The sequence below is a fragment of the Colwellia ponticola genome (genome assembly GCF_005885605.1).
GTDB classification, from domain to species: domain Bacteria; phylum Pseudomonadota; class Gammaproteobacteria; order Enterobacterales; family Alteromonadaceae; genus Colwellia; species Colwellia ponticola.
The window spans coordinates 47,393-65,390 of the sequence record NZ_SZVP01000015.1; the positions used below are offsets into that span (position 1 = coordinate 47,393).

The window sequence follows — 17,998 nt, forward strand, 5'->3', positions numbered from 1 at the left end:
TAAGCTAACACCTACTTATATTGCATATACAGTTATTGCATATACAGTGGCTACTCTAGCTTTTGATAACCGATAAAAGGTACACGTTTAATAAAGAGTTTCAGTGCTTGCCAATAAATAGTTAATACGACTTTTACTGTCATCACCGGTAATTGCGCCCAAATACGCAACAAACTTTTTTTAGTAAACGGTTTTTTCTTCATCACCAAACTGGCATCAAATAAGGTGGTGGCTTGGCCACTTTCTTCATCAATACGTTTGTTTTTAATGTTAACCAGCAACTTATCATCACTAGAAGACGGCGGTGTTACCCGCCAAAAGTAAGTCATCGCTAAGTCCATAAACGGTGAAACCTGAAACGCTTTTTTCGTGGTTTTGTCACTTGAGTCAGCTAATAAATCCACTAAATAATAATGACGTTCATTCCAAGGAGTGTTGCTTACTTCCGCTAACATTTGTGTACATTGATCATTATGGTCATAACAAAAATAGAAGTTGGCTGGGCTGAAATAAATACCAAAGCATCTCACTTGTACCAACATAACAATTCGCTTTATCTCTGTGTGACCAGATAATTGCTTCACTTTATTTTTTATACGCACACTCAAAGGAAAGGGATCACCTGTTGGCTTCTCTTTTATCTTGTCTTTCGTGCTGACTTGAAGATAATCTTGCTCAACAAAGCGTAAAGGTCGATACCAGGAAAAACCAAAAATACCAAAGCCGTGGTTACTTTTTTCAACATCAGTAACATCGAGTGCCAACATATATAAACGATAATTAAAATCGTGTTTTTTCGGGCTAAACCGTCGATGAATAACATCACCAAGGTAAATATGGCTATGACTAAATGAAGTAGGCATTATATTAGCGCTTATCCTTTATCTATCAGTGACAAGTGACAATCAAAGCGCTGCGCTACTTCAACAGCACTTCTTACGCCGTCTTCATGAAAGCCACTGTGCCAATAAGCGCCAGCAAAATGAGTGTGATTATGGCCACAAATTAACGGTCGTTGTTGCTGCGCTTTAATCGACTGAGTCGAGAAAACGGGGTGATGATAAGTAAACTCCCTTAATATTTCTTTCGGGTCGATAGCTGCCTTTTGATTTAAGGTTACGCAAAAAGTGTGTTTACTGTCAATGTTTTGCAATATATTCATATTATAAGTAACACTAGCGGGTTTGCTTCTATCTTGGCTTAATTGATAATTCCAACTTGCCCAGGCTTTTTTACGCTTAGGTAATAACTTTTTGTCAGTGTGCAATATCACACTATTAGCGCTGTAAGGCATAGCTGATAACACCGACTTTTCATCGTCACTGGCATCCTCTAATAAAGCTAGCGCTTGGTCTGAGTGACAGGCAATAACTACTTCATCAAATGTTTGACTAGGTGAGTCAGTAAAATGTAACTGTACTTTATTATCATGTCGGGTAATGCCACTAATATTGGCATTAAGATGAATATTATCTTTAAAAGGCTGGCACAGGGGAGCTAAGTAACTACGAGAGCCTTGTGGAATAACATACCACTGCGGCCTATCAGCAATATTTAACAAACCGTGATTATGAAAGAATCGTACAAAAAAAGTAAATTCAAAATCTTCCATTTGCGCTAATGAACTTGACCATATAGCCGCGCCCATAGGCAAAATATAATGTTCAGCAAAAAAATCACTAAAGTGATGTGCTGTTAAAAATTCGCCTAAAGTTAGTCCCTCAATATATTGTTGTTGTGCATAAATACTTTTACACAATTTATTAAAGCGTAAAATTTCTTTCACTAACAACCAAAATTTCGGCTTAAAAATATTGCGTCGTTGGGCAAATAAAGTATCCAAATTATGGCCATTATATTCCATACCCGATTGACAATTATGTACTGAAAAGCTCATTTCTGTGGGAATTTTACCAATGCCAATTTCATCTAATAATGCTAGGAAATTGGGGTAGGTTTTATTATTAAAAACAATAAAACCAGTGTCTATAGCGTGTTTTTCGCCCGCTTTTTCTATATCAACGGTTGCAGTATGACCGCCAATACAGTCATTTTTTTCAAACACGGTTACCTTATGTTTTTTAGCAAGTAAATAGGCTGCGGTTAATCCTGAAATGCCTGAGCCGATAATAGCAAAATGCTTCATTGTTTATCTGTCCTTGTTTAATTATCGCCACGTTCTTGTTTATTGCTAATAAGTCTCTGCCATAAAGACGCAGGTAAAAAGGCGAGTAATTTCATGGTAAGCGTTAAACGCTTGGGAAAATGTAGGTATTTTTTACGTTTTTCAATGCCAACTATCATTCTATGCGCGGCTTGTTCACTGGTCAGTAAAAAAGGCATGGCAAAATCATTTTTATCGGTTAACGGCGTTCTGACAAAACCAGGGTGTACTAAGGTAACGTCGATGTCGTGTTTTGCTAAATCAAGTCGCAAGCTATTGGCTAAATAATCAACACCCGCCTTTGACGCGCCATATGCTTCGCTTCGGGGAAAAGGCAAAATAGTAGCACTTGAACTAACAAAGACTACTTGCCCACCTTTTTTAACTTGCGGTAAAAAATATTGTAGTAAAGTACCTAATGCGACCAGATTGGTATTAATAACACTAGCAAATAACTCTCCAGAAAAATTTTTCGCATCATCGATATAACGACAATCACCGGCATTTAAAATAAGTAAGTCTAATGATTCACTACCGTCAGCTTGAATATCTTGCGCTGCGGATGCGACTTGCGTTGGTTGGGTGATATCAAATGAATAAGTTTTAAAAGCGCGTGCGACAAGAGTATTGAGTTTATCCTGATTACGTCCACAAGCGATAACGTTATCACCTTGCGCACTATATTGTTCAAATAAGGCAAGACCAATACCAGATGTAGCACCGGTGATCAAAATATTTTTAGCGGTCATTAGTTAGCTGCCTTGTTTTTTATCCATTTAGTCAACTTGCCAAATACGGGTAACTGCTCATAAAGCATAGCGCCTAAATCTAGGTAGTCTCTATGATAAATAACTTTACTGTCTGCACCTTGAATATGTGAGCTACCCAGCACAATAACACAGTTACCTTTGTTCAACTTAGGGTGTTTATACGACATGGTCCAAAATATTGACGCTTGTGAGCCCTGCCAAATAACATCATCGATAATAAAATCACAAGATGATAAGTTTTGATAGAGGTTAGTAAAATATTGATATAAATCGTCAAAACCTTCAACTTTGTGAATAGGGTCAATAAATGTCACCTGCTCATGATAAATAGTTGACAGTAATTGTAGATTATCTGTTGAGAGCTTTTGATAAACAGTAACAAAATTACTCAACCATAAAGGCGCCCCTTGTAGAGTGTCGGTTAATCTATCTTTTTTCATGCTTATTGCCTTGTCATACTTATCTGTAAAAAATCACCTGATAAAAAATCACCTTACAAAGGGGATTGTTAAGCTGTTAGCTTACTCAACACTGAGCAAAGTAAGGAGCGTTTAACAACGACAAAATTTACTCACTAAACTTTATAGAAAGCTAACGCTTTTAACCTGGCTTCTTTATGTTCAACAATAGCTGGCCAATAAATATTGAGTTTATGATCAGCAATATATTGATGCGGAAAGTGTATTGCTTTGTCTGAAACAGCATCAAGTTCTGGTATATATTTACGTATGAAGATACCCTTTGGATCAAATCGCTCACTCTGTCTAATAGGGTTAAACACTCTAAAGTAAGGCTGTGCATCACACCCCGTGCTAGCTGCCCATTGCCAACCGCCATTATTAGCCGCTAAATCACCATCAATAAGGTTTTGCATAAAATACTTTTCGCCTAAGCGCCAATCAATTAATAAGTGTTTTGTTAAAAAACTCGCAACTACCATACGTAGTCGATTATGCATCCAACCTGTTTGGTTGAGCTGTCTCATGGCGGCATCAACGAGCGGATAACCTGTTCTGCCCTGACACCAGGCTTGAAATAAACGCTCATCGTTTTGCCATGGCATATGTTGATAATGTTCTTTATAACTTTGATGCTTGCAAAGTCGTTGTTCATGAAACATTAAGTGTCGGTAGAATTCACGCCAGATGATTTCATTTAACCATGAAAATTCTTCGCTATCTGACGCCACTAAAATATCGGGGTACTTATTCAGTAATAAACGCAATACGTAACGAGGGCTAATAACTCCCGTCGCTAAATAAGGCGAGATACCTGAAGTGCCTTTAATGGATGGAATGTCTCTATTACGTTGATATTGGCTTATTTTCTCTTGAAAGAAAGTGGCTAATACTTGCTGCTCAATCACATAGGATAATGGCCAAGCATCTGACAGACTTTGAGCTTGTGTCACTGTGTTATCGTCATTAGTTAAACTTGCAGTTGAATCTGATGGCACTGTGCTACTCGATACCTTGCCTAAGTAATCAAAGCCGGCTTGCTTAATATAAGTTAACCAAGCACGTTTAAACGGGGTAAATACTTTATACATACTATTAGACTGATTAAGTACTTTGCCTTTAGGGACAATAACATCAGCTTCAAATAGCGTTAATCTAATATCACTAGCTATGATGGCTTTATCTCGTTGTTGCTCGTTAAACTCAAGTTCACTATTAGCGACTATTTCAGTAATATTGTGCTGCTGACAGTAGTCTTTTAAATAGGATATTTGTTGAGCAAAATCATCCAGTTCAATTAATTCAAGCTCAATATTTAATACCGCTAACTCCTTAACCAGTGCCTGAGCATGTCGCTTTACAAAATCTATTTTGATTGGTGACCAATCATGTTGCTGCCATTGCTTTTCACAGATAAAAAAAATCGCCTTATTCGGTACTTGTGCACCGTTTTGATTAAGAAAATAATGTAAAGCGGGGTTATCATGTGTGCGAAGATCGTTACGAAACCAAAGTAGCAAAGGAGATCCTTATGTGCGCTTATGATGCACACGGTATAAATATAAAGGTAAATATAAACATAAGCCTAAAAGTACTTAAAAAAAAAGTACGCTAATAAATTAGAGTACTTTTGCTGTTAACGCTCGTGTGCTGTAGTTGTCAATCGCGCTAACTAATAGGCGTATCTTAAGCGTAACTTTTCAGGATAAGGTGACAAATACGCTTGCTGTGTTAAATAATCTTTTGGGTAGTGTAATAAATAATGCTTAATTAGTGTTAATGGTGCCATTAACGGAATAAGCCCCTCACGATAGGCATCTATTTGCTCACATAGCTCCTGCCTTTCATTAGGTTGCAAGTGCTTAGAAAAATAACCTTGAATATGCGCCAATGTGTTGGCATGTTTTTTACGAGTAGCCACCACTTTAAGCGCGGTCATTAATCCTAAAATATATTGCGATGCCATTTCAGCTAGTGGTAAATCGGCTCTTGCTAATAATTGTCCAAGTTCTTTATAAGCGATTAAGTCATGACTCATCACTGTATACTTATATTGGCTATGAAAAGTGGTTAACTTGTGCTTAGTTAACCCAGAAGCAGCAACCGTTTGCCAGTGTTTATAAGCGAATACTCTAGCAACAAAGTTTTCACGTAATAATGGATCATTTAAGCGACCATTTTCTTCACAAGGTAATAATGGGTTCGCTGCCATAATTTCTCTAGCAAAAGCACCAATACCATAGGCTGGCAGAGCATGACCTTCTGGACTGTAAATTTTAACCCTTTCCATACCACAACTGGGACTTTTAGCACAAAAAATATAGCCACTTAACGAGCTAGTCATACTAGCCACTTTTTTGCCGTAAGCACTTAATGCTTCGGTTACATCACCAGAGCCATCTTTTTGAGCAACATGAATAACATCACCTTGCTTAATTTGACGTATAGTTGGCCGAGGAATAGGCAAACCAATGGCAACTTCAGGGCAAAAAGACTTATAAGTGACGTATTGTGAAAATTCTTTTATGCAAAAAGTTGATGGTTTGTTACTGGCATCAAAGCGGACTTTTTCACCGATTAAACAGGCACTAATACCTATTTCCAAATCTTTTTTCTCAACGCTATAAATCATATCTATTCCCTATAACCTGTGTTTTAGCTCTAACGAGTAACTTTACGTAAATGTATCATAAGCTAATAAATCAAAGATCCAATAGGATTAAGTAATTTATTTATGCCTTGAGTAAAGTGCAATGCGTCATTAGCAACGGTATAACAAAGGCAACCTTCAGTAGATATTGGGTGATGCTGATGAGAGCTATCTAGCATGATAAAGTCACCTTCATTATAGTCACCGCTTTCATCATGAAATGAACCCGCTAATAACACGGTAAGTTCAAACCCTTTATGAGTATGTTCAGGTACGCCACCACCTGGCTCAATGCGTAATAAACTGGTATGTATTTCACCTTCATTTAATTGCAAGCGTGTGCGCGATAATTTACCTATATGAGCCGTTTTACTTAAGGCCATGTTATTAAGTGCTGTCGGAAGCTTATAACGTTGCCCTTTAAATTCAATTGTTTTTTCTACTTTAGGGACGCTGACCTCTGCTGGTGACTTTACAATGCCGGCAATCATCTGCTCAAAGTCTATCTCTGTACTATCATCTAAGCTATCTGCTGCTGTTTTACTATCAGCGGTCACGCTATCGACAATAAAACGATCAAGATATTGTTCTTCAAAACTAACCTCTGCAACTTGATCCGTAAATTGTGCAATTTTTTGCTGACAAACTGGGCACATATCAGCATGAATCGCGATACCTGCAGATAACGAAGCAGGTAACTCACCATTAACAAACGCTTGAATCAACTCAAATTTAGGGTGATGCTTAATCATATTTTTCTCCTAACTGTACTTTGAGTTTTCCTAAGGCTAACCGTAGACGAGATTTAACGGTGCCCAATGGCAAATTAAGGTGCTTAGCCAACTGTTCTTGCGACATTTCTCTTAGGTAAAATCCTTTAACAACATCTTGTTGAGATTGTGGTAATTTATCTATAACGCTAAGTAATGCTTTATTCTCTAAATGGTCATCAAAAGCGTCAGATTCAGTAGACATACTCTCGGCTATAGGCCAAATATCATCACTGAGATTATCTTCCTTATTACCTTGAATTTTTCTAAGCATATCAAAAGTAATATTACGCATGACGGTATAAACCCAAGTAGTTACGGCACCTTTGTCTTGATTAAAGAGGTGGGCCTTTCGCCAAACGTTACTCATGGTGTCTTGAACCACTTCATTAGCTTGTGCTTCATTAGGAAATTTACCACGGGCAATACGTAGAATTTTGGGTGCAAAAAACTTAAATAAATGAGTAAACGCTTGTTGATCTCTGTTTTGCGCAACTGACTGAAGCCATTGACAAAGCTGGGGGTGATTTATTTTATCTGACATATGACTAGATTTATCATTTGTCGGCTTGCTTAGCAAGTTAGTCTGCATTACTTTTTCTCACTATGTTTAAAGCATTGTAAAGTTATACGCAGGTAAACAAGCAAGGATCACTTTTTGTTAAAATAAATTAACCAGACGTTAAAAACACAATTTAATAGCTAAAGTAAAAATAAAAGGCTAACAGTTAGAGCTAGATTACTCGCTTATTGGTAGTATCTCGCTAGCGTGTTGACTGTAGAGTAACCCTAGTTGAGCTATCGCTGTTAGCTATAAACCGGAGAAATGGTTATTCAAAGACTTAACCACAGGTTTAATCAAAGATAACCGATTCCACAAAACGTTTAGCTTCTTGGAAATTATAATTAACAACAAAACCACTTTTTACGTTCAGTTCAATAGGCAGTATTTCTAACCACCGCGCTAATACCCAATGGCTATCACCTAAGGATTTTTTAGGGTAAAGTTCATTAAGGTTATCATTCTCTGCAAAAACATGCTCTAACGACGTTGCTAGCTCGCTACTGACATTATCGGCGTGCTTTTGTGACCAATGGGTAATGTCACTTACCTTGGCGACATTAAAACTGTCACGGCTTTTCATTACACTATTAATAACCACCAGAGATTTACACTTAACATCAATTTCAAGTACCCCGTCATCACCTTGGTCAAAATTAATTATTTCAACCCAACTTCCCCAAAGCATAGTACCGTCATTAACGTCAGCTTTAATACTGTTGTCATTTAACCAAATAACAAAACCTTGACCTGATGAGGCAACACTCACCATTTTCAAGTAACGAGGCTCAAAAATACGTAACTTGGTAACTCCTTCTGGCAGTAAAAATACTGGCAATGGAAAGATAGGTAACTCAATACTTGTCTGCTTCGTGGTTAATTGCTTCATAGGTAACTTCTTTATCATATAGGTCTTGTCAGGTTATTGCTTTTTCTTGGTATGTGTTAATAATCACGTAATTAAACGGCACTAGAGGACACTAATAAAATCGCTAGTAGTATCACTAGTCATTATTAATATATACGTAACAAAGGTATTAAATGATCAGTATGATTAGTTGTTTTTATCAACACTCGGGCAAGTTTGTATCGGTGTTTGTTTATCAAAAAATAGCGTTATATCGGCAACATTGATACCAAACTTACTCATTGAAGTTTTATTCATCACTCGATACTCATCTAGCTGATACATCCAATCATCCATCGATACTTGATACGTTTCATCGTCAACCTCCAGTGATAGTTGGTATTGAAATTGAAAAGCAAAGCCTTGGTGCTTACCAATAGCTATGCCAACGACATCTTCAGCAGTCCCTTGATAACTACCATCAGCCTGCTTAGATAATTGCCAGTTACGGTAGCTAATTTCTCCGTCATTAAAATAAAATTTTTCGGCAAGAACGCCTTGATCACCTTGCCATGTTCCCTCTATTTCAACACAAAAACGCCTACTTACTTTATTGCTGTAATCTTGCACCATCCCCCAGGCGATAACCTGCCCATCAAAATAATTTTTAATATCAAATGGTTTGTGAGTTTGTTGGTAATCATCTAAGTTTGTTGAGCAACTTGAAATAAGACCAACAGTGATTAACATCAATAGGCATTTATTAAGTTTATTTTTCATTGGTACTTCCTAATAGTTTATTGCGCAACTTCGGTTGACTAGTGTTTTTAGATAACCAAATAGCAAGAAAAACTTGCCCAAATTCTGGTTCATTAATAACGCCAATATATTGTTTATTAAAATAAAAAATGCTGCGTCCCTGGTGAATTAATAACGATAAGCTATCGCCTTCTTTAATATCTGGCCATAGCGTTTTTAATTGCGGTAAATAGGCTTGGTATACTTCAGCTGCTATACCTAAATGTTGCCACTGTTCAATGGTATTATTGATTAAGTCTTTACTGGCAATGTCTGTTAAATAATTAATATCAAAAAGTAAATTATCTTGCGTTACCTCAACGGGATAATTTCCTGAGGTAGTTAATAATTTACTTTTATAAATATCCCAAAATAAAACAGAAAAAGTTGCCTCACCTACCGTAACAAAATCTTGTGTTATCAACTGACTTGATAAGTCATATGGCCACATCATTTCATCGTTCATGCTTTTAGCTTGAGTTGCATTAACGGACATAAGAAACGCCGTTAACGATAAAACGCCATAGCGTAGATAATAATAAACGTTATTCATAAGTGACCTCTATTTTAACTAAACCTTAACCAAACGGTTTTTTAACATAAAAAATAAAACAAACAACAAACCCCATAACAGACTTAAGGTGACATACGTTGATAACAGTGATTGACCAAATTCAACCGCTGCCATTTTTTGACCCGCAATATAGCTTAATGGTGCAAAGAGTCCGCCGACAAGGAGTTGTAAAACTTTAGATCCAGCTAAAAAATGTAAACTATGACAAATGGTTGCGCTAAAGCATGCCCATAACGTTATTAACCAAAATGGCAGATGACTATGTTCTGCAAAGATAAAAAATGTAAACTGCTGTAATAAGGAATCAACCAATATGCCAAAAAACGTTATGATAACCATTAATAGTAATTCACCTTTTACTTGGCTATTAAAGTAAAAGTGAGCTAACAGTAATAACAGGCTAATAGGGATAAAAGCATTGCCCCAATAAACCAAACCAAACCAGGCTAGGTTAAAACCTACTGCATTAAAAATCAGTGAATAGTTCAAGCGTCGCTCGCTATTTAAATGAAAGATAAAACTCTATTAATGATCTATACGCTAAAAGTTACTATTTAGATTAATACTTATGCCTACAAGTTCAGTGAGAGAATGATAAGTCACTATTAACACCATAGGTTTGCTATCATTAAACCTATTGACGAATGACGAGAGCGGCTTGCGCTAAGCTATTTAATAAGTCTCAATACCGTAAACTATATTGTCCTTATCACTTTCTGACGGCTTAGCTTTAACTGAAGCATAATCTTCAATTAAGTATGATTTTTCACCTTACATAACCTGCGGAACCACTTATATGAAAGATCTTACTCAGGGCTCTATTCCTAAAAGCCTGATCGCGATGGCATTGCCTATGATGATTGGCATGGTTATTCAAACACTTTATTTTATTGTTGATTTATACTTTGTTGGTCAGTTAGGTCCTGCTGCGCTGGCAGGATTGAGCTTAGCTGGCAACGCGATGTTTTTAATCTTCTCGCTCACACAAATACTCAATGTTAGTACCGCCGCACTTATTTCTCATGCTGTAGGCGCAAAAAACAAAACAGATGCAAATATCACTTTTAACCAGTCCATGATGATGTCTAGTGTCGTAGGCACTATTGTTTGTATTATTGGTTACTTAGGAGCAAAAACGTACCTTAATTTCATCTCACAAGATACTGAAACTGTGCTAATGGGGTTAGCTTACCTGCACTGGTTTATTCCCTGTATGGCACTGCAGTTTATCATGGTCTCTATTAGCGCTGCTTTACGTGGTACAGGGGTTGTTAAACCAACGATGATCATTCAAACACTGTCTATTTTAGTTAACATCATTTTATCACCGCTATTAATTTCTGGCTGGGGTTCAGACTATGCAATGGGCATTGCAGGGGCTGGTCTTGCTAGTTCATTATCTGTTGTTTTTGCAGTGGTTTTATTATGTTATTACTTTATCAAAACAGATAAGTACATCAGCGTTGATTTCTCGCTTTGGGTAATGAATGTACCACGGATAAAAAAGCTACTAGTGATTGGTCTACCTGCTGGCGGCGAATTCTTTTTACTCTTTATATATATGGCGACTATTTATTGGCTAATTAAACCTTTTGGCGCTGATGCTCAGGCAGGCTTTGGGCTTGGCTCTCGTGTGATGCAAGCGCTATTTTTACCTGCTATGGCTATCGCCTTTGCGGCTCCAGCGATAGCGGGACAAAACTTTGGCGCGGGAAATTTTCAGCGTGTTAGAGAAACATTTACTTGGTCGGCTATCATGACATGCTCATTAATGACGATTATTACCCTAGTGTGTTTAAGTCAAACCGAGTTACTGTTAACCGCGTTTTCAACTGATGAAGAGGTTATTTTAATTAGTGTTATATTTTTACAGGTGATTTGTTGGAACTTTGTACCGTCAGGCTTAGTTTTTACCTGCTCAGGGCTATTTCAAGCACTGGGCAATACTATGCCCGCTTTGCTTAGTACTGCAATACGCTTAGTTACATTTATCATTCCTGCCTTTTGGTTATCAAAACAAGCGGACTTTCAAATTGAACAACTTTGGTATGTGTCTGTTACTAGTATCTGTATTCAAGCAGCGGTAAGTTTTTATTTACTAAAAAGTGAGTTTAAGAAGCGTTTACCCATCCATTACCTAACTAACAATGTCACGGATGAGATAAATAAAAGTAAGCTTATTAGTTAGCCACTGACAAGCTTCAATAGTTCAGGTTTTGCTGTTTCAGCCTCTTTAGCTACCGTTGTTTTTTCATCGAGGTTAGAAAGGTCCACTGAGCGAAATGTCGATGTACTATTTTTATAACGGTCAAACTGTACTTCTTGAATACCTAATAACTGCAAGTATTGCTTTAAGGTATTAAAGTCTTCTCTGGCGAGCTCTGATGAAGAATTGGTGAGTAAACCATCTATATAAGCGTTATCACCATTGAGGTTAATATTTGCAATAGCAGAGTAAGGTTGGCCGTATTCTTCAACACGAATTGCCCGTACCGCTTTAATTTCAAAAATCCAACCATCTATCTTTATCAAACGTGATTGTGTTTCTGGTTTCTTTTCTGATATCGGCTCTGCCATGTTTTTTCCTTTATAAAGTAATAAATACTTAAGACTTATTGCTAAGGATAGGCTTAATAATCACTTATCGTTAGCAATAAAACTCATGTAAATAATAGCTAAGGTTAGTAAGGCTATCCTAGTAATTGAACTGTTTGGGATATAAATAAGACACTCATAACATTAATGCACTAATGGTTAGTTAATATTAATAACCGCCCATACAATTAAGCAATAAGTAAGCCAATGTTACAATTCGTTACTATCAATAGAGTTAACTAAGTTTTGCAGTATAAAGCTGTTGCCAATAAGCAACAGCTGTACTGGGTAGTCTACCTTCATGGCAGAATATATTTTTATTAAACAAATAATTAACTAGAATAAGTAACCAACCCACACCTGTCGTCAATTAGTAACAGTTAACAAACACCCCTTAACTGTACAAATAATTATCAATTGCTCTGCAACTTTATAACGTATGCAATATGATAATTCAATGAAAACAGTGCAAGTATCTGCTACTTAAAAGGGCAAAAAAAAAGCTAAGGTGCGATTAACAGCCTTAACTTTATTTTATTTTTATCGCGAGTGTTCACTACTAAGATAAAGAAACCAGGTCTTTACTATCCTTTGATTAACACGCCATTGACTATATAAAAATAGCTCTATAAGTATACAAAAATAGCTAGGCTACCTTTTGTGCTTTGGCTTGATTATCAAGATATTCATCTAGCGTGCCTTGGAAATCGACTAATTTTTTATCTTTAATATCAATAATACGTGTCGCTAAGCTTGAAACAAACTCACGGTCATGGCTTACAAAAATCAACGTGCCTTCAAATTCTTTTAGAGCATTATTTAACGCATCAATTGCTTCAATATCCATATGGTTAGTTGGTTCATCCATAATAAGCACATTAACATCAGACATCATTAACTTGCCAAATAACAAGCGATTCTTTTCACCACCAGAACAATTACGTGCTTTTTTATTAGCATCGTCATCAGTAAAAAGCATACGCCCTAACATACCACGGACACTTAAATCGTTATGACAAGGTCTACGCCATTGTGACATCCAATCCATTAACGTTAGGTCATTATTAAAGAATGAACCGCTATCTTGTGGGCAATAACCAACAGCAGCATTTTCAGACCACTTAACCACACCTTCGTTTTGCTCTAACTCGCCCATTAAACAACGTAATAAGGTGGTTTTACCGACACCATTTTCACCAATAATAGCTAATTTAGCGCCAGCTTCTAATAACAAATCACCTTTGCTAAATAGCGTTTCACCATCAAAACCGTGCGTTAAGCCCTCAAGCTCTAGTGCTTGACGATGCATTTTTTTGCCCGGTGCAAAAGCAATTTTCGGCGTTATACGACTCGATGATTTAACATCATCAAGTTTAATTTTATCCATTTTTTTAGCACGAGAACTAGCTTGTTTCGCTTTTGAAGCGTTAGCACCAAAGCGGTTAACAAAGTCTTGTAGTTCAGCAATTTCAGCGGATTTTTTATCATTACCCGCTAATAGCTGCTCACGTAGTAAACTAGACTGGGCTAAGAAAAACTCATAGTTTCCTGGGTAAATACGCAATTCACCATAGTCAATATCAGCCATATGAGTACAAACAGCGTTAAGAAAATGCCTATCATGAGAAATGATAATCATGGTGCACTTACGTTTATTTAACTCGTTTTCTAACCAACTAATGGTGTGAATATCCAAGTTGTTGGTCGGTTCATCAAGCAATAAAATATCAGGATTAGCGAATAAGGCTTGTGCAAGTAGCACACGTAACTTCCAACCTGGTGCTACTTGTTGCATTGAACCGTAATGAAAAGATTCTTCAATACCGGCTTCTAATAGTATTTCGCCAGCGCGACTTTCAGCCGTGTAACCGTCCATTTCTGCAAACTGGCTTTCTAAGTCGCCAACACGCATGCCGTCTGCTTCACTCATTTCTGCTTGTGCGTAAATAGCGTCACGTTCTTGCTTAACTTTCCATAACGCCATATCACCCATAATGACAGTATCAATCACGTTATGCTCTTCAAAAGCGAATTGATCTTGACCCAAAGTACTTACTTTGTTGCCAGTACTTACAGATACATTACCTGAGCTTGGCACTAAGTCTCCACTTAGTATTTTCATAAATGTAGACTTGCCACAGCCATTTGCGCCAATCAAACCGTAACGGTGACCGTTGCCAAATTTAGCCGAAATGTTTTCAAATAACGGCTCTGCGCCAAATTGCATGGTAATGTTAGATGTAGTGATCAAAAGATATTCCCGAGTTTTGCTGATAAGATGGATATTTTAAAGGCGCGTATCATACAGTAATTTTAACAAGAACCCTACCTAACGTTTATATTATTTGTTTGCTTTTTAGTCACGGTTAATTAAAAAAATGATAATATTCAACCTGATAAATGTTCAAAAAGGTATTAACCAATGAATAAAAAACATACTAAACAATAAACTAGGTAACAAAAGTTCATCACAAATATTTTCTGGGAATAGTATTTGCATAACGTCATACATTAATAACGCTTACCTATAAGCAACGAATCAACCTAAGCGGCATTATTACCCGCACACACAAATTTATTAGCTCTATTTATTAAACTATATTTCACTTGGATAATTAATGATAAAAAAATCGGTATACGCGATAGTGATCCTGAGTACTTTACTGGTGTTAATACTTGCGCTGATGGCTACTTATACACTTTATAGTACTAAACTCGTTACCTTAGACAGTAAACTTAAAGAAATTTCTGGTATTGAATTCGACAAGGCGGGAAACTTTTGGGGGATTAACGACGGTGGTAATTCAGCGCAATTACACCAAATAGAAAGCAACGGTAAAATAAGTAAATCAATCACTATTACCAATGCTAAAAATCTCGACTGGGAAGATATGACCCAAGATGATTTTGGTCATTTTTTTATTGGTGACTTTGGTGATAATGACAATGTACGTAAATGGTTAACCATTTATAAAATTGAAAACCCTATCGATATTAAAGGCACTGAAACACTAGCTGAAATCATTAAATTTACTTTTCCTAAACAGTTAAATTTCCCACCTAAAGCGTCAGAAAAAAACTTTGACTTAGAAGCTTTTGTTTTTTATAAAAAAAACTTATATCTTTTTTCAAAAAATCGTACTAAGCCTTTTGATGGGGATACCAATTTATATAGAATTGGCGATCATGCCGATAATTATCAAGCCGACTTTATTAGTAATTTTAATACCTGTACGACCTATGAAAAACTCTGTTGGATAACTTCTGCAGCCTTAAGCCCCGATAGAACTAAATTAGTTTTATTAGATTCAGAGCGGTTATGGTTATTTGAAAATTGGCAAGGTGATAATTTTTTCTCCGGTGATGCCTATAAAATTAATTTAGGGATAGTCACCCAAAAAGAAGCCGTTACCTTTGCTGACAATAACACTATCATTTTTACCGATGAAGAGTTTAATGGTATAGGCCGAAATTCTTATATGATAAAGTTAAATCAAGTCACTAAAAAGCCTATTAAAAAACAAGAAAAATTAATCGTTGATAAGAAACTAATCCTCCCATAAGAGTGTTGCCTGTTCTTGTCATACTGATATAAACTCCCCTGGTCTGACCAATATTAACGTTAAATTTTTCAAATAAGACAACTAACACACTAACTAATTTCTAACCCAACTTAAGTAGAAAACATATGTACCCTTTAAGCTATATTGAACCTGTATTTCGCCCACCAAGTGAATGGAAGAGCTTAATCTTACAAGTGACTAACGGTTGTTCATGGAATAAATGCACCTTCTGCGATATGTATACTAGTGAGAATAAAAAATTTAAGCCTAAAAAAATTGACTTAATAGAGCAAGAAATTGTCAAAATAGCCAAGTCTGGTATACCAACAACACGAGTGTTTTTAGCTGATGGTGACGCAATGATGTTACCTTTTAACCGTTTAAAAGAAATTCTTCAATTAATACAACTACATTTACCCCAAGTAAGTAGAGTATCTAGTTATTGTTTACCAAGAAATTTAACTAATAAAACAGCTGAACAATTAACTGAGTTGAAAAATCTAGGCTTGTCTTTGCTCTATATAGGTTGTGAAAGTGGTGACGACCAAGTGCTCACACTTATTGAAAAAGGTGAGAGTTATCAAAGTTCATTAATTGCGCTCAATAAAATAAAACAAGCGGGTATAAAAAGCTCAGTGATGATCCTCAATGGCTTAGGCGGCCCAGAGTTATCTCGACAGCATGCCATCAATTCAGCTAAATTAATGAATGAAGCTCAACCTAACTATTTATCTACCCTAGTGGTGTCTTTTCCGTTAGGGGAGCAACGCTTTGCTCAAGCATTCACTCAAACCGGTCTACCACCATTTAGACAATTAACACAGCAAGAATTATTCACTGAAATGGAAACATTATTAGCTGAACTCGATTTAGAGAAAACGATTTTCCGCTCTGATCATGCGTCAAATTATCTGGTACTTAAAGGTGTATTAGGTCATGATAAAGAGGCTTTATTAAGTCAAGTAAGAAAAGCATTGCAACAACCCAGTCATGCTAATTTAAGGCAAGAGTGGCAAAGAGGTCTTTAAGCTATTTTCATACTACCTAGTCATTTGTCCCAAATGAATAAGCTTGCCTACCCTTTAAACTAAATAACCTGAAACCAGTTTAATAAATCGCCTTCTTAACAAGAGGTCAGGTTCAATGCAGTTACAAATTACACTTTTCTGATAGTTGCTGGTGAAATATATCTTTTAATAAGGCTATTTCATCAGTTCTGACATAGTTGGGACGAATCATTAATGAAATTATTCTGTGTGGTCCTGGCTCATTTAAATGGATAGCTCTTAACTCTGATTCATTATAAATAAGCTGGTCTAACGCCATCTGAGGTGCCAAGGTGCTCCCCAACTTACCCGCTACCATTTGAATTAACGTATGTAAGCTGGCCGAATCAAAATCAGTATCTTGCTTTTTATTTTGCATGCTACAGGCAGCTAACGCGTGATCCTTTAAACAATGCCCTTCTTTTAATAGCATTAATGTGTCCAGCTCTAGCTCTTCACTGGTGATTTCTTGCATTTGGTTGGGACACTTATCTTTATGACTCACCCAATAAAAATCTTCCTGCCAAAAATCAAAGCGCATTAAGCCGTCAATCGCAAATGGCAAAGCTAAAATTGCCGCATCAATATCCCCTTTTCTCAACATATCAACTAATACGTGTGATTGCTCTTCTATAATTTTCAGCTTAAAGTCAGGATACTTCTTTCGTAGAGTCGGTAATACTTTAGGCAGTAAATAAGGTCCTATTGTCGGTATAACGCCTAGTGTCATTGCCATTGAAAAAAGTTGATTACTGGTATGCGATATTTGTAAAATATCCTCCACTTCTAGCTTTACTTTTCTCGCTTTATTAAGTACTAACTGCCCCTTGTCTGTCACTAACACTTGCTTATTGTTACGCTCAAAGAGTGTAATACCCAATTGCTTTTCAAGTGCGTTAATAGCCGTACTTAATGCCGACTGAGAAACATTACAAGCTTCAGCAGCTTTTTTAAAATGTAAGGTTTTTTCCACCGCTAACGCATAATACAATTGCTTTATTGAAATCATATTTTCCAATGATAGATTTTAGTGAATGTAAGGACAATTCTATTCTGTTTTTTTATATTTTGTCATAAAAAATATAATTAATCGGCTCCTGCCCCCTTATACATTTAATCTAATAAAAAACTAATCTATTGAATTTATTTATAAATAATAAAAGATAACTGATAAATACCTAAAAGATAACTAGGTTCTAAA

18 protein-coding genes are annotated in these 17,998 nt (G+C 36.4%); 3 read left to right on the top strand and 15 right to left on the bottom strand.

Features of this window, described 5'->3' with window-relative positions:
• Window positions 1-50: 50 nt before the first annotated feature.
• The 12 genes from FCS21_RS13445 to FCS21_RS13500 form a co-directional block, all read right to left on the bottom strand.
• On the bottom strand, window positions 51-863 hold the full coding sequence (locus FCS21_RS13445; RefSeq protein ID WP_138624063.1) for a DUF1365 domain-containing protein: 813 nt from the start codon (window positions 861-863) through the stop codon (window positions 51-53).
• 11 nt (window positions 864-874) lie between these two features.
• Window positions 875-2,146, bottom strand: a complete 1,272-nt coding sequence (locus tag FCS21_RS13450; protein WP_138624064.1) for an NAD(P)/FAD-dependent oxidoreductase — start codon at window positions 2,144-2,146, stop codon at window positions 875-877.
• Between the two features lie 17 nt (window positions 2,147-2,163).
• Window positions 2,164-2,913: an SDR family NAD(P)-dependent oxidoreductase gene (locus tag FCS21_RS13455; RefSeq protein WP_138624065.1), complete on the bottom strand. Its 750-nt coding sequence runs from the start codon at window positions 2,911-2,913 to the stop codon at window positions 2,164-2,166.
• Complete coding sequence (locus tag FCS21_RS13460) at window positions 2,913-3,374, bottom strand: nuclear transport factor 2 family protein (protein ID WP_138624066.1); 462 nt, start codon at window positions 3,372-3,374, stop codon at window positions 2,913-2,915. Before FCS21_RS13460 ends, FCS21_RS13455 begins: the two co-directional genes overlap by 1 nt.
• 134 nt (window positions 3,375-3,508) lie before the next feature.
• Window positions 3,509-4,912: a deoxyribodipyrimidine photo-lyase gene (phrB, locus tag FCS21_RS13465; RefSeq protein WP_138624067.1), complete on the bottom strand. Its 1,404-nt coding sequence runs from the start codon at window positions 4,910-4,912 to the stop codon at window positions 3,509-3,511.
• 152 nt (window positions 4,913-5,064) lie between these two features.
• Window positions 5,065-6,024, bottom strand: coding sequence for a YbgA family protein (locus tag FCS21_RS13470; protein WP_138624068.1), 960 nt, complete (start codon window positions 6,022-6,024; stop codon window positions 5,065-5,067).
• Window positions 6,025-6,086: 62 nt separating this feature from the next.
• On the bottom strand, window positions 6,087-6,794 hold the full coding sequence (locus FCS21_RS13475; protein WP_138624069.1) for a ChrR family anti-sigma-E factor: 708 nt from the start codon (window positions 6,792-6,794) through the stop codon (window positions 6,087-6,089).
• Window positions 6,787-7,404 (bottom strand): sigma-70 family RNA polymerase sigma factor, encoded by a 618-nt coding sequence (locus FCS21_RS13480; protein WP_138624070.1) that lies wholly within the window; start codon window positions 7,402-7,404, stop codon window positions 6,787-6,789. The genes FCS21_RS13475 and FCS21_RS13480 overlap by 8 nt, the downstream gene beginning before the upstream one ends.
• 262 nt (window positions 7,405-7,666) lie before the next feature.
• On the bottom strand, window positions 7,667-8,263 hold the full coding sequence (locus tag FCS21_RS13485; protein WP_171035711.1) for an LON peptidase substrate-binding domain-containing protein: 597 nt from the start codon (window positions 8,261-8,263) through the stop codon (window positions 7,667-7,669).
• A gap of 165 nt (window positions 8,264-8,428) precedes the next feature.
• Complete coding sequence (locus tag FCS21_RS13490; RefSeq protein WP_138624072.1) at window positions 8,429-9,001, bottom strand: DUF3833 domain-containing protein; 573 nt, start codon at window positions 8,999-9,001, stop codon at window positions 8,429-8,431.
• Window positions 8,991-9,572 carry a chalcone isomerase family protein gene (locus tag FCS21_RS13495; RefSeq protein WP_246047248.1) on the bottom strand — a complete coding sequence of 194 codons (582 nt, stop codon included), beginning with the start codon at window positions 9,570-9,572 and terminating at the stop codon, window positions 8,991-8,993. The genes FCS21_RS13490 and FCS21_RS13495 overlap by 11 nt, the downstream gene beginning before the upstream one ends.
• A gap of 18 nt (window positions 9,573-9,590) precedes the next feature.
• Complete coding sequence (locus tag FCS21_RS13500) at window positions 9,591-10,082, bottom strand: DUF2878 domain-containing protein (RefSeq protein WP_171035712.1); 492 nt, start codon at window positions 10,080-10,082, stop codon at window positions 9,591-9,593.
• A gap of 307 nt (window positions 10,083-10,389) precedes the next feature.
• On the opposite strand from FCS21_RS13500, the gene FCS21_RS13505 reads away from it, so the two are divergent.
• The gene (locus tag FCS21_RS13505) at window positions 10,390-11,781 is read left to right on the top strand and encodes an MATE family efflux transporter (RefSeq protein WP_138624074.1); all 1,392 of its coding nucleotides are present in this window, start codon (window positions 10,390-10,392) and stop codon (window positions 11,779-11,781) included.
• Here the strand turns inward: FCS21_RS13505 and FCS21_RS13510 are convergent.
• A complete protein-coding gene (locus FCS21_RS13510; RefSeq protein ID WP_187695300.1) occupies window positions 11,778-12,170 on the bottom strand; it encodes a hypothetical protein in 393 nt (130 codons plus the stop codon). The genes FCS21_RS13505 and FCS21_RS13510 overlap by 4 nt on opposite strands.
• 664 nt (window positions 12,171-12,834) lie before the next feature.
• Window positions 12,835-14,439: an ABC-F family ATPase gene (locus FCS21_RS13515; RefSeq protein WP_138624075.1), complete on the bottom strand. Its 1,605-nt coding sequence runs from the start codon at window positions 14,437-14,439 to the stop codon at window positions 12,835-12,837.
• Between the two features lie 367 nt (window positions 14,440-14,806).
• Here FCS21_RS13515 and FCS21_RS13520 point away from each other — a divergent pair, with 367 nt between their 5' ends.
• A complete protein-coding gene (locus FCS21_RS13520) occupies window positions 14,807-15,751 on the top strand; it encodes a hypothetical protein (protein WP_138624076.1) in 945 nt (314 codons plus the stop codon).
• A 125-nt stretch (window positions 15,752-15,876) separates the two neighbouring features.
• Window positions 15,877-16,779, top strand: a complete 903-nt coding sequence (locus FCS21_RS13525) for a radical SAM protein (RefSeq protein WP_138624077.1) — start codon at window positions 15,877-15,879, stop codon at window positions 16,777-16,779.
• A 121-nt stretch (window positions 16,780-16,900) separates the two neighbouring features.
• Here the strand turns inward: FCS21_RS13525 and FCS21_RS13530 are convergent, their stop codons facing one another.
• Window positions 16,901-17,806, bottom strand: a complete 906-nt coding sequence (locus FCS21_RS13530; RefSeq protein ID WP_138624078.1) for a hydrogen peroxide-inducible genes activator — start codon at window positions 17,804-17,806, stop codon at window positions 16,901-16,903.
• Window positions 17,807-17,998: the final 192 nt, after the last annotated feature.